Annotated in this window: 8 protein-coding genes; all 8 read right to left on the bottom strand. The window is 33.6% G+C overall.

Annotated features, from left to right (window positions below; all coding sequences use genetic code 11):
- Positions 1 to 88: 88 nt before the first annotated feature.
- The 8 genes from AC1VAQ_RS13800 to AC1VAQ_RS13765 all read right to left on the bottom strand — a co-directional run bounded on the left by AC1VAQ_RS13800 (position 89) and on the right by AC1VAQ_RS13765 (position 14706).
- The gene (locus AC1VAQ_RS13800) at positions 89 to 937 is read right to left on the bottom strand and encodes a YwmB family TATA-box binding protein (protein WP_302599190.1); all 849 of its coding nucleotides are present in this window, start codon (positions 935 to 937) and stop codon (positions 89 to 91) included.
- Positions 938 to 1033: 96 nt separating this feature from the next.
- Positions 1034 to 5251 (bottom strand): fibronectin type III domain-containing protein, encoded by a 4218-nt coding sequence (locus AC1VAQ_RS13795; RefSeq protein ID WP_479904040.1) that lies wholly within the window; start codon positions 5249 to 5251, stop codon positions 1034 to 1036.
- A gap of 71 nt (positions 5252 to 5322) precedes the next feature.
- Complete coding sequence (locus AC1VAQ_RS13790) at positions 5323 to 10191, bottom strand: hypothetical protein (protein ID WP_479904039.1); 4869 nt, start codon at positions 10189 to 10191, stop codon at positions 5323 to 5325.
- A gap of 342 nt (positions 10192 to 10533) precedes the next feature.
- Positions 10534 to 11562 (bottom strand): A/G-specific adenine glycosylase, encoded by a 1029-nt coding sequence (gene mutY / locus AC1VAQ_RS13785; RefSeq protein WP_302599185.1) that lies wholly within the window; start codon positions 11560 to 11562, stop codon positions 10534 to 10536.
- 186 nt (positions 11563 to 11748) lie between these two features.
- On the bottom strand, positions 11749 to 12969 hold the full coding sequence (locus tag AC1VAQ_RS13780; RefSeq protein ID WP_479904038.1) for a hypothetical protein: 1221 nt from the start codon (positions 12967 to 12969) through the stop codon (positions 11749 to 11751).
- 115 nt (positions 12970 to 13084) lie between these two features.
- On the bottom strand, positions 13085 to 13348 hold the full coding sequence (locus AC1VAQ_RS13775; protein WP_302599181.1) for a hypothetical protein: 264 nt from the start codon (positions 13346 to 13348) through the stop codon (positions 13085 to 13087).
- Between the two features lie 177 nt (positions 13349 to 13525).
- Positions 13526 to 14080, bottom strand: a complete 555-nt coding sequence (locus AC1VAQ_RS13770) for a hypothetical protein (RefSeq protein WP_302599180.1) — start codon at positions 14078 to 14080, stop codon at positions 13526 to 13528.
- A 56-nt stretch (positions 14081 to 14136) separates the two neighbouring features.
- Positions 14137 to 14706, bottom strand: a complete 570-nt coding sequence (locus AC1VAQ_RS13765) for a hypothetical protein (protein ID WP_302599178.1) — start codon at positions 14704 to 14706, stop codon at positions 14137 to 14139.
- Positions 14707 to 15058: the final 352 nt, after the last annotated feature.

The raw sequence follows: 15058 nt of genomic DNA, 5'->3' as shown, positions 1-15058 counted from the left end.
ATATGAGTGCTAAATAGACGACGGATGTTAAGAGGTCCACCTTAATCAAATACTTTTATTTTAATTGTTATGAATCATTTTATATTGTTTAATAGGGTTGATTGTAAAAAGGAAAGGCTATGATGACTTGTGTTTGATCTAATATTTCATTGTAAGTGAATGTGACTTGCGTGTTGGTTTTGGTACCTTGAGTTGTCGTAGTATATTCTTTGACTAATGGCGTGTAGCCATAATATGCCTGAGTTGTTGGATTGTAATCGTCTTGATAGTATGTAACAAAACGACCGTTTAAAGACTTGAAAATTTGTGTTTTATAATTTTGTTTTTGGGCAGTATCTAGCTGACCATCTATATAACCGACAAAGCTGATTGTTTCATTTGGGTTTGTATCCCATTCCTTAAAAAGATCTATGCTTTTATTTCGCATATTATCTATAGTTGCTACATCTTGAAGACCTTGAATCTTCATATTATAAACAGTCGTGTCAGGATTTCTTTCTTCACTTTTAATGGTTAATGTATAAGTACTCATATCTTGCGTGTTGCTTGTGGTGGCGCTTATATAATCATCTTGTGCAAGTACTTCCACCTCTCCATTAACGGGGTGTATAATTGCACATAGTTTGGAACATTCCTTCGTGTGACTTAAAACGTCATTACATGCCTTTTCCTTTGCCATGACTTCTTCTATAGGTAGTTGTCTATTTTCCGTAACACCTTTTACATTAACTTCTATCTGTTCATAATTAATGCCCTTTACACTTACTGCTTTATACAATTTTGCAACCTGTGTCTCCCCTCTGTCGTAGGTATCTAAAGTAAATATGTATGCAATAGATAAAATAGCTACTAAAATTATACCCAAGTAACATTTATCAGAAATGATATTTTTAATATACATAAGGCTTCTATCCTTTATATGTTTTATATGTTTCATAAGAAAAACCTCCATACTTTACCATTTATTTTATGTCTAAAGTATGGAGGTTTTTCTTATTTTTTATTCAATCTGCTTTTAATTCTATTTTTTATTTTATTCTACTACCTGTGCTACCCAATCACATAATGTACCATAAGTGACTTTTGCTTGTGGGTTAATATCTGTGATAAGGCCTATTGCATAAGCTTTTCTTACAGCCTCACGATAGTTGGCACTTACATTAGAGAAGCTCATGCTCGATGGTTTAATTTTATAACCATTTTTGATTTCATAAAGTTTTACAATACCTGCTATTGCTTGCTCTTCTGTAATTGTACCACTATTGCTACTAACATAAATGCCGGCTGTCTTTGCCTTATTTAATAAATCACTGCTTGCTTTTTGTGTCAGGTTTATGCTTGTTTGATTTTGAGCAATACCCATTAGTAAAATAACATATTGATCACGATATACATAATCTTTACTATAGTAAACTGAACCTAGACCTTCTATATTATAGGTATTACTTAATCTACTCATCAAATAGGTAATATTATTAGTAGATGTAATAGCCTTTTCATATACTGCATAAAGTCCTAATTGGGCTGTACGATAAGTTAGATAACTATTTGTTAATGTCTCAACTGTATAATTTTCTTTTGTCCAAGAAGCTTGGTCATATAAATATGTATATGTATACAAATCTTTATAGTTATATGAACCAAGTGCATCTAACTTTAATTTAACTCTTGCATAACCATCTAACTTCTTAACTTCTGTTGTACGATTTTCACCTCTAAAGGTAATCTGTAAACGCTCACCTTTTACTAGCATTTCAGGATAACTTCTTTGATATGCATAAATATCAGAAGACTTAGCTGTTGTAAGGTCAAATTGTACTTTGTCGCTGGCGCTATGCATATTACTGTAATAACTAAGTGATTTAGCTGGAATCTCATACACACCAATATTCGTTTGGATTCTAAGTTCCATACCTTGGTTAGCCAGTGTATCTAACACTGATTTTGCCATTTTGATGCGTCTTACTTTGGCATCATATTTATTTTTGTAAAGCTCTACATTAATTGTATAGTAATAATCTTTTTTAGCTTGAATCTGTGTAATGATTTTCGCACTATCTACGATTTCCCATGTCCAAATATCATCTTTATAAGTTTCTTCAACTGGTTCTGGGTAAATAACTACATTATCATTTTCCCCACCATCATACTCGTCATCTGAAGTCTTAGTCAGTATTCTTACGGATTTAGTAAACTCAGATTCTCGTACAATTTCTCTTTTTGTTTCTGGGTCTGTAAATGTTAATACTGTTTTAGCTCTTACATAATATGGTCTATTTGCTTCAAGCTCTAAAAATTTCACCATTGTCTTATCTAGTATTTCAACTTTATCTGGGTTATCGCCTTTCCCACCTGTTGTAACAGTTAAGGCATCTAAGAACTCTGGATTATCTGCAAACTCTAATACATATGAGTACACTTTATTCGCAGCTTCTGTTTCTTCATTGTCCTCTACATCCTTAAGCCACTCTACTGTAATGTACTCATTTGTAACAGGCTTAAAATCTTGACCAATTTCTAAAATGCTTTGGTAAGCAGCTGGTCCTAGTCCTCTTGGTGGATCAGGATTTTCAATCGTATTCGTTGTTTGTGTAACTGGGTTACTCCAGCTAGAAATCTCGCTACCCTTTTTTTGTTTCGCACGAATCCATACATTATATGTAGTATCTGGCATTAAATCTGTAATTGTTACAATCGCCTTACCACCATTTGCAACATAATCTTTGTCTCCTGGCTCATTAGAGATTTTAAATTCCCAAGTTTTTGCCTTACTAGGATCTTCTAATCTGCTATAAACAATTTCATAGTCAAAATCTTCATTATATGTCCACCAAACTGAAACAGATGCATCTGTCACACCATTTGGGTTTAATGTTGGTACTGTTGGAATTGCTTCTGGTGACTCATATTCAGAAAGTGTTGTACCTATTACATAACTTGGGAAAGTTTGTGTTAGCTTCTGGCCTGTTTCAAGTACGCGGTACGCTCTAACTAAAATGACATAACGTGTATTAGGTTCTAAACCTTCTACCTTAAAGTCTTTCCATGGTAAGTTATCTCCATGATTTACGCTGCCTGGTGTAATTGTTCGCCAACCATCTACCGTATCACTTTCATTATCTACAATCCACTTTTCAAAAGTAATGCTGCTTGGTGTACTTACATCCGCATTTTTATCTTTAATTTGCTTAAGTACATCATCATACAGTAAAGTTTTTACTTCATATTTAATGTCTTCTCCTAGAGAAACTTCTCTGTCTCTATAATCATTGCTATAACTGTTACCTACTATTGTCTTAACAGCTTCTACATCTTTTTTTGTCATTAAAATATGTTCTTTAAGTTCCTTATCTTCTTCACCTTGGAACTTAATAGCAGGTGCCCCACCTGTGAATACTCTACTATTCCATAATCTTGCAAAGAATCTTTCATCTTCATCTGTATAATTATTAGGATTATTTGCAGTGATTTCATACCATTTTTCTAACCATTCAATTTTAATGCTATCTACAGCAATACCATTTTCTTGAATTCTAAGTGGTGGCTTAGCTAAAACTGGTGGCGTGAAAATATCTCCATTTTTATCTACTGTAATAGCAACAATGGTTGGTTGTGAAATACTATATGTTCCACTGTAGTCTCTTTTAGCTACAATTTTAATATAGTATGTCTGGTTTGATACAAGTGATTTTATATCACCTTGACTTGTTATATACTCTGATAATAATGTTTTAAAACCAATAACCGTTTTATTATCTTGTTTATAAATTAAATCGTCTTGCATATTAGAATCAATTGATAAATCTTTAATAATTGGTTCTACTTCTTCATCATTTAGCATATCTTCATCTTCTGCTACCCAAATATCATATTTCATCTCATATTCGATTTTACCATCTGATTTTTTAGGTGCATCCCAAACAAGTTGGATTTGAAGCGGGTTCTTACTCTTCATATAAAATGTATTAGGTTTCATTTTATCAACACTTACATCGTCACCTGTTACAAGATAGTCTTTTTTTTCAAATCCTTCTTTATCCTTTACAGAATCTGAATATGGAGTTGGTACTTGTGGTTTAAGAGGTTGTTCTCTTAACTCATAAGGCACATATTCTTCTTCTGTTGTAAATAATGATTCATCTCCATTTGGTCCTGTAAAAATGAACTCTACATAATATTTGCTTTTCTTAGTAGGTTCATCATGCTCAAATTTTCCTGGATCCCTTGGATTAAGAGAGGCATTGTTTAATGTACCAATTAAAGTATAGGCTGTTTCACCTTCTGTCTTACGATATACCTTTGTTACCTTTAATGTATTGTTATCTGCCCATGCACCTAATTGCCATTTAAGTTCAATACGATTTCTACCAATATTAGTAATTTGAAGTCCTACACTTCTAGATGCTTGTGCAATCTTAGGATTCTCTGTATTTTTACCTACATTCTCCCATCTGTCTTTTAAGAAACTGTTTGAAATACTGTTAACTAATACATAACCTGAATACTTTTGACCTGCTACTGTATTTGGGATAATATATTTAACCTTCTTAACGCCACCCTCAGTTATAAGCTCTAAGTCATCTTCAGATAATACTACAACCTGTGTCCCAACGCCTGTTTGTTCACTGCCATCTGTACCATCTACGCCGGCTTTCGTATTTGTATCCTTGTCAATATAAACAAGTTTATATGTTGCTCCAGGAATATACTCCCACACAACTTCAATCTGATCATTTTTTTCTCTCATAATCGTATTAAGGTCTGTTAAGAAATATTTCGCTGGGTCTGTACTTGCATTAGAGAGAGGGGCTTCATATTCCCTTCCCTCATCATCAAGATGCAAGTGTCCTGGTCTTACTGTCACCTTATATAAATTACCATTTTTAAATTCATTAACATTATTTAAATGGTCTTCAATGTTTTCTACATAAGTCTCTTTATCTTTCGTTGCTTGAAATCTATCTGAAACAATTTGCTTTCCAAATATATCATCTAAAATAAAGCTATAGTATTCTGCTTCTGGTTGATTCGTTTCGCCTGGCTTGCTACTTGTGCCACTATTGGTAGCACGCTTAAATGTGATTTGTGCCGATGGCACAATATCTCCTGTTCCTGTATTAAGCACATGGCTTACTACAATCGGTGCAATACCGTCTTGTGGCAATCTATCTTGTGAGTTTCCGAGTATATTTGTACTCCCTAATAGCATTGCAAATGCTAATAGACCTGCCACTCTCTTTTTAATTTTCATCTGCTTCCCTCCCCCTTAATTTTTAAGGTTCTTAAGTTTTGGGTATCTTAAATTTCTAAGGTTCTTAAGTTTTAAACTTGTGCTTTATAAAGCATGGCAATGATTTCTTCTATGCTCATTTGTTTACTTGGTACCACCTTTGAATTTGGGTTACTTACGATTTTAAGTTCTACAGCTGCATAAACATATGGGCGATATGGTGTTTGGAAAGCCCCTATATTTTGTACACTCTGTCTGTTTTTAATAGCAATACTGCTTACTGAACGTTTATGTACTTTTTCATACCCTTGCATAATAAGATAAATAGCTTCATCTTGTCTAATGGCATTTGTCATACCAATACTATTTACACCTTTTACACCATTGTTCTTTAAGTAGACAACATAATCTGTTCCTCTTGAGGCACCTATTACTCTAGCTAATGCACCATATACTTGCTCTTTAGACGCAGCAGTTTTAATCGTATAGCTATCAAGTGTAAAGAAGTCTGTTAGATTATACTTTGCAATAAAACTTTGATAAGGTGCTAGGCTTGGTATTGTAGTTACCAAAGAAGCCTGTCCTGTCAAAATATATGTACCTAGTTTGCTTGCTTCTATTCCAAAGCCATTTCCTACTGCATAACTATCTACTGGTGTCCAATTTGTAATTAAATAGTAAGCATTTACTGCATAACTATCTAATCTTGCTACGAGTAATATTGATTTTTGAATCTCGTTAATTGATATTTCTTTCTTCGTTGTACGATTTAATATTCTTTCAACCTTTTCCATATGGTCTTCTTGAATATCTTCCATAGCTTCTTCAATAATTTCTGCTAAAACGTCATCTGCAATTTTACCATTATAGATTTTTCTTTCTAACTGAGAAATAACTGTTTTTCTCTCACTTTCAATGAGTTCATTTAAAGCACTCATAATATTTTCTTCAATATCTCTATCTTTATCTCGTATATACACAAGTTCCATATCAATTGTCATCTGTGGTGAAACAGCTGATTCGCCGTTAATTCTGATACTTGTATTGGATAATTTAAAGCGAATGCCTACATAATAATCTTCAATTTTGTCCTCAGCTACTGCATCAATGGCATCTTGAATCTGCTCATTGTCCTCTGTTAATGTATAAGGTCTAATATTAGCAGTATACTCACCTAAAGTAATTTTAAGTGTTGTATTTGCTGCATTTTCATTTGTAAATAAACTAGCTGGCATATAATAATATGCATCTTTTGCATTATCACCAACTACTAATTCATACTCACTTTGAAGCCCAAGCTCTGTTTTTATATAACTTTCGCGATATTTATAACTATAATCTTCTTCTACTTCCCAATAAGGCTTTCTGCGAAGCTTTTCTGCCTCTGCATCAAATTTCTTAAGATACTCTTCATACTTATTGTCTTTTTCAGCTTCGTCTTCATCATATTCTGTTCTTGTTGTTACCTTATCACAATATAATGAAGTTGGATAAGTATTGCCATCTACAAGTGGTTTGGTCTTATCAATAACTCTTACCTTAATATAATAACGTTTATTAGGTTTGAGTCCTGTAATCTTATAAACAAAGTGTGTATATCCCTCTGGTGTTAAAGTATCACTACCTGTATTTGGTGTAAGCTTTGTAACACTATATTTAGTTGTTGAATATTCACTATCCATCTCACCTTGTACTGCAATATCAAAAGCATAATCTGTAGGTACTGATGAATCTGATGGCACTGGCGCATCAAAACTAATCACCGTTTCATCTGTTACATCATAACTATAGTTCTTTGGAAGTTCTACCTTTAAGTTAATAGGTGGTAAAACTGGCGCCGTTGTAACTGGTACCATAATCCATGTAGATTTTACTGGTTTGCCATCAATCATACATACTGTTCTTACATAGTAGTAGTAAACCGTATTTGGATTTAATGTATTATCTGTTAATTGGAACTTACTTGCTACTTGTTCTGGTGTTAAATTCGTCCATGTAGGATTCTTACTTGTATAAGTACTCATAAGTGGATTGCTTGTAGTCGGTGAGTCTGATCTGAAACCTACACGTTTATCATCTGCTGCAACTAAATCTTCTATTGTTTTACTCTTTTCATCATCTGCAAGCCCGAGCTCTGTTCTAATGAATTCATAATAAGTTTTTGAAACATCTTCATCTTCTTCAAAGTCTGCTGGTGCCCAACCTAATGTAACTGTTGTATTGTTAGGTTGCTCTACTACCCAAATTTTTTCTGGTGTAGGTGGTACCTTATCATCTTCACTTGGTGGAAGAGGTGTTGTCGTTGTTGTAAATGTAAATTCCTTAGAAAATAATGAGTAGCGGCTTGGGAAATCTTTTGTTCCTGCTTCTGATGGATCATTTCTCCATGGATTTAACTTCATACGTACCTGTACGTAATACACTTCATTAGGATCAAGTCCTAAAATTTCAAAGTCCTCGCTACCTTGTCCTGTTAAATCATCTGCTGATAAGGTAATTGGAATAACACCACCACTTCGGAGTTTATCAATATATCCTTCACTACCATCTAAATTAATTTTATTACTATCCTTATTTAATTTAATTGGCGTAATTGTCCCTTTTTCCACGCCAGCTATTGTACTTGCAAGTTGTGCTGATTTTTGATAAAGATAAATTTCATATTCACCGCTATAACGGCCTGTTGTTTTTTCAGCATCTTTATACAAATATAAATGCGCTGGTTCTAACATTCTTTTTACATAACTTCTGATATCTACATTTTTAATTGTAACTTTTTCTGAAATAACTGTTTTATCTTCGTTGCTAGTATCTTCACCTGTAATCGTTCCAGGTACTGGAACAATCTCTGTTGTATTATCTAATGAAACAGCTACCATATTAGATTCTTCACTATAAACAACTGGTATTGCATCATCATTTGAAACAAGTACTGTTCTAAATGATAAATAGTAAGTGCCTGGTACAACGCGATTACCTAATGAATCCTTTGCTGTACCTTCTACATTAGCTAAATAGCCACCTGATGCAGTACTTAAGTGATTTTCCTTAATCTCAAGCTTTTCCCACTGATTATTAGGTGCCCCAAAGTTCATGAGTGAAACTTCTTCCATTGTAAATGTTTCATTTACTTCACTATATCGAAGTTCTGGTGTTTTATTTTTTTCCTCACTACCTGCTGTACCTGCTACTGTTTTTACAATAACCTGTCCTTTATCATCTAAAGATACTTCAAATATCTTAGAGTATGTCCCATAGATATCTTCTGTACTATTGCCTGTATTAGTAATTGGATCATAGTCTTTAGGGTCTTTACGAAGTAATAATTCATAGTAAAGCTTACCTTCTTTAAGAAGCTTTGCTACATTTTTAGGTGCTGTCCAAGCAATATCGAATCCGATTGCTTGAGGCTGTGCTCCTTCTATCTGTGTATTTTCATTTGGTACCACATATACATTATCAATTGTCTTAATTTGTGTTGTTTCTGGTACTGTTGGGAATTCATCTGGATCATAAAATACCATCTGTGAGACAAATGTATTTGCATCAATATTTACCACCACTTGGAAGTAACTTGGTGATTGAGCTGGCACAATGGCTGTAATACTTGTTGTCTCAGTTTTATTTGGGTCATATTCATAAACGACAGATGGTGTGCCACGCTCCGTATCTTTATCATTTAATATGTAAATAGAATACGTTGCACGTGATTTAATATTATACGGCTGAATATTAATTTGCACTTGATTGCTGCTTGTCTTATGTAATGTGTACCCTAAATATGTATAACCTTTATTAGTTGGCCAATATTTTTCTGCCTGATTACCATATTGAAGTGAGCCATCTACAATAGTACTTGTCTCTAAAACATCCCATTTAATAGTGCTTACATCGGCACCCTCAACCTTTGTTTGTGATAAATACATTGACACTGTATTATTGTCTACCTTTACAACATTACTTATCGTATCTTTAAGATTGATTTTAACATCTGCACCATTTTCTGGTTTAAAGTCTAAACGAATAGCATTGCTCATATCTCCTATGGTATATCTTGTCCCAATTTGTAAAGTAATCTTGCTATTATCTTGTCCTGTTATTTTATCAACATACTCAAACTTATTACTTGAAACTTTTTTAACTTGCGCAAACTGTACTTTTACACCTGGTACAGAACCTGGTTTAATCTTTGTAATATCCTCAATGATTTCTAAGCTTTTTAACTGCCCGCCTTCTACATAAAGGTGAGTTGGTGTGATTGTATAACTCTTTGGTCCATTAAACATTTCTGCTGATGCAATAGGTGCTATACTACCATCATAATATAAATTGAATGGTGTAATGTTTCCTTTTGCAATACCATTCGTATAGACATAAACATCCTCACCAATTACTTTTACTCTAATCTTTAAATTATCTTGTGTATTGCCATCAAGTGTCATTCTAACGCTTGTAAGCTCTATATTAAATTCTTGATCATTACGGTCTCTACCTGTACCTAAGACTAACCTCTTCTCAGCCTTCTCTACATCTAAATTAGATGTGCCACTATATCCCCATGTAAAGTTCGCATTATTAAATATACGCTCTACATAACTGATTTTATCATTGTCTGCCTTTCCGTCAGTTGAGACCGTAACACCTAAATCAACATTGGTTTTATCAATATTATTAAAATCTAAACTAACCTTCTTAGTTACAGTTTGATTTCTTTCTACAGCTTCTATATAATATTCCAATTTATAATTGGTTGCTGTTCCTGCTTCAAACTTCACTAATGCACTTTCATTAGAGGCGTCATCACGCTCTCCTACACTAAGTCCTGTGGAATCTTCCTTCAAGATTTCCCTAGTTAGTGCAAAGCCTAACGGGCTACTTTCTGCCGCCTTCAAAATACTTACATTTTGCAAGGTGGTTAAAAACATTACGCACACTAAAATATGTGCTACCACTCTTCTCATATACTTTCCTCCTTGTTGTCTTTTAATTTTTGGCTAGGTGCCATTTTTACTCAAGAATATTTTATATTTTAAGTGTTTTATCCCTTATAATTTATCGTCATTTCATGGAATATTCATGAGACTATAATGAATATAAAGGTGTAAAAAATGGGGGCTCATATGATACTTTGCTATCTTCTCACATACCTTTTTTACAATGTCTACTAAAACGCGTTGAAATTTTAATAATTAAGATATATAAAAAGCTGAGGGACCTAACCTATTACTAGTTCTTATACTCAAGGCAATTTCTCGCGTATGTGCTAGTTGTGGTTAAATACCTCAGCTTTTATTTTTATATCTCTATAGTTTTTGTGTTATTTTTTTGAAGGCAGTAGCTACTGGGATGTTTTCCATCTCTTCTAGAGTGAAATATTCTAGTGGCGCGTTATTTGTTTTGGCTTCTTGAAGTAACGCTTCAGCTTTTTGAGACCAGCCTATGATCACTGGGGTCATATGCCATTTTTTATGAGTAAAGATGTGGATAACCTCTGAAAGCTCTCTTTGTTCATAGGTATTTAATTCACAAGTCTTCCACACCTTGTGGTCAATCATAGGGGTTCCCCATAAATTTGCAAGAAGACCTTCTTGTGGACGTTTTTCCATGCTATATCTTTGACCTTTTTTGAGGAGGACTACCTGATACTGCTCTTTGCCTACTTTTACTTTCTTTTCTTTGACTGGATAATTTTCTTCTTCGCCATAACGATGTGCTTCACAAATGGTACGTACTGGACAAATATCACATTTTGGACTTTTAGGTGTACATACAAGTGCACCTAGTTCCATAAGTGCCTGATTGAATCTATTCGGATCATCTGGCATAAGTTCCATGACTTTCTCTTCGAAAATCTTTCGATTTTTGGCTACGCCAATATCATCTGAAATACGAAACTGTCTTGATAAAATACGCATGACATTGCCATCTACAGCAGGTAGAGGAATATGAAATGCAATACTACATACAGCCCCCAATGTGTATGGACCAATACTAGGAATATCTTTTACTAATTTAGGATCACGCGGAAATACACCGTCCCATTTTTCATCAATAAGCTTTGCACCCTTTTGCAAATTCTCAGCTCTTCGATAATAACCAAGCCCTTGCCAATAATGATGTACTTCTTCTAAGCTAGCTATAGCTAGGTCATGAATTGTAGGAAATCTCTCCATAAACTTTATGTAATATGGAATGACTGTATCTACTTGCGTCTGTTGAAGCATAACCTCAGACACCCAAATGCCATAAGGGTCTGAAGTCCTTCTCCACGGCATATCTCTTTTATTTTCGTCAAACCATTCTAGTAAAAATGCTGCATATTTATCTTTCACTTTATCCTCCATTAAAAACAAAGTTTGTAAACCTTTTTATAAAAATCATTCTTCCATTTTACATTATTTTTAGGTGGAAGACTATTATTTATACTATAAATCCATATCCGCCAATATTTCCTAGGAAAACTCTTTTTTTACTAAACATCTCTTTATGTTTAATCTCTATTTCAAAATATCTTCAGCTTATCTTATGATTTGTACTTGTTCCCCTGCTATTTCTATACATTCAATCTGTTCTATATCAATAGCCTCACCACATCTATATTCCATCTCGAATACTCTATCTGTTGGATATGATGTTGTTTCCAAATTTATATAAGTGCCATCTTTCATATATAACCTACTAGGTATATTAATGGCTTCTGCAATAATTTGCTCTCCTATTACATTTCCTTTAATTGTAGCCCCCAACGATGATATATACACTTCTGTAATTTTAAAAGGCATATTTTCAACATTAACTTCTACATTTACCTTCTGAGAAATACTTGCTACGTTTTCTTTTATTTTTACGAAAAGTGCACGTTTATTATGATCCACCTGATGTTTTATATTATAGTTCATAATAGACTTAATATGTTTCAAGTCATCTGTACTGGTTAAATCATAATACCTTTCCATAATCTCTAATTCTTCCGGCACCTTTTCCCCTCTATCTTGCTTCTCATACTTTGTCTCATATAATGAACAAGCATACCTACTTGAAATTGTTTCCCCTGTTTGTTCATTATATAAATCATTAATCCAAGCTTCATTATCTGTAGTTTGCCTATTCCCACCAAACGCAGTACGCATATATAAAATAGGTTTCTCACTTTCAAATACCTCTTCACTTATGCTACTCTTCTTGGTAAAGCCTACACCCAATATACTAAATTCATTAACATCTTCTATAGGTATATATCCTTCTGAGTCTCCCTCCTCATAACTCTTTTTTAGTGGAAACTTCTCATATAAATCATAAATACTTTCATCAAGTACTTGTTGTTTTTCTTCTACACTCACTAAACCATTTAGCCATATGTATACTTTTTTGCTTCCCATCTCTTCCTCTATTGGTGGGCTTACTAAAAATGTATAATTCAAAGACTTGTGGTCCTCACTTAGTGCCATGCTAGTATGATATCCTGATATGCCTTGCTTAGAAAAAATCTCTATCATTCCCACTCTAGTTTTCTCATCCATTGGTGTACCATCTTCTTTTTTCAAGTTAACTTTAATAATTGCTCTTTGCCTATCTGCTTGAATCTCTTCCACCGTAGCAATTATGCCGTCTACATTGACACTTTTTACTTCTTTGTCCCATATTTGTAACTGCAATAACTTCCTAATACCCAAAGAAGCACTTCCTAATATTAAAAGAATTACCACTACAATAAATAAACCCCTTTTCCTATTCTTCATACATCCTCCTCAAAACTCCATTTTCATTGTACCTAATGCGCTTGCCTCGTATTTATGCCTCAAGCTTTAGCTTTTCCCCTGCTATTTCTATAGCCTCAAACTCATCTTCATCGATTTAAATTTCTGAATCCACTTTCTTTGACAGGCTCTTTACATTATCTTTTACATTAACCTTTAGTGTCCATCTTCCTGAGTTTATAACTTTTCGCTTTGTATAACTTATAACTGGCTTAATAGCACTTAACTTTTCTGTATTGGTTAACTCAAAATAGTTTTCGCTAATCTCTATACCTCCTCCTTCTTCTATCGTTTTATTTCTAGTATTTATTTCAGGAGTTGTAGAACCTTGAATATACATTATTGTTTCACCAGTCAACATGTTATATAAACCCTCCACACTAGCTTCATTATTAATACCCTGATCTCCACCTATTAAACTTGTACGAATATGTAACAGCTGTTTCTTCGTTTCATTTTGAACTACTTGCCTGTCATAATTATCACTAAAACCTACACCTATAATTCTAAAATTATCAATATCTTCAATTGGTACATATCACTGTAGCTTATCTGCTACTTCTACTTCCTTTTCAGTTTCTGCTTCAATAGCTTCTATTTCATCAGCAGCTTCACCCTTATTCATCATGAAAATCTCCTGCTCATAATCATATGCCAGTGGATATGCTTCATATAAATCAGAAATGCTTTCATCCAATGTCTTTTTTTCTTTTTCAGTCTGCATCAGAATATCTAACGTCAGCTCTAATCTTCTAAGTTTCCCCTTATATGCTGGAAAAACTGTAAATTCGTACGTTAATTTCTTTTTATCCGGACTCAAATCTATATTGCTATCCCATCCTAAATCACTCATCTTTGAAGAAATTCTATGTATCAAGATTCTATCCCCATCCTCAAAAGCAGTTTCATCCTCTTTTCTTAAACTTACTTCCACAATGCATTGGTTTTTATCTCCTCGAACATCTTCCACAGTAGCTATAATACCATTATTGATTGATGACTTTACTTCTAACACCCTAGTTTTTACAATTGTAACAATGCATAATAAAATTATCAAAAGCGCCATTATGTTAATCTTACCTATTTTCTTCATCTATTTCTCTCCCACCTATCTTTCAGGCTTTAATGCCTCTTAAAAAATAGCTTTTGCTAATCACAAGATGCATTATACACAGATGGGTCCATCACGTTCTCATATTTATCCCTATCTAAATACATTTTAAATACCTCCGCTACTCTCTCATCATCATATTCATTTTGCAAATTATGAACCTCTTTATCAATATTCCTTAAATCCTCATAAAGCATGTTTAAAAACCGTCTTTCCTGACTTGAAATACTTCCTGATGCTCCTATGGGTACGATTCTTGTACCTACTCCTAATCCTTCATTTATACCCCAAATAATTGACTTCATGACACTTATATCTATCTCTTTCTCTACAGTATCATTAAACATTTCAACAGATCTATATAGTTTTTCCAGATTTATCCCCAATTCTTTAAGTGATTCTGTGAATTTCTCACTGTCATTTATCAATATAGTCTCTAAACATATTAGGCTTTCTTCTATATAATAATCCATTTCATAATACATTTTTTTACTTACACACTCAATAATCTTACTTTGCTTAGCAAGCTGCCTAGCTGTTACTATATTTACTCCCACAGAAATAATTAATATAGCACTGAGCATTCCTATAACCTTTTTATGTTTCATTCAAATCTCCCTTATTTTTCATTTAATTATTCAAAATATTATATCATCTATATATATATTTATCTACTTTCTGCTCCTATCATTTTTATACTCTCAAAAAGGCTCTTGACGAAATTATTCTATTCTCCTTCTTCTAACCTCGTATCCACCAAACTCTTCTGAAAAAGCCCTTGATGAAAATGGCTACCGGCCCTTCCCCTAACTCTATGTGTGGATAAGTGAGCATTATAATTTTAGCTCGACTTCGACCACAAGGAGGGAGATGGAAAATTATAATGCTCACTTATCCACACACACTTAAAATCGAGTAGGAGGATAACCATTAATTGATTATCCGACCTCTCACACCACC

The organism is Cellulosilyticum sp. (assembly GCF_982396655.1).
Note: the sequence above shows the minus strand (reverse complement) of the source record. Positions and strands in the feature narration are given on the sequence as shown.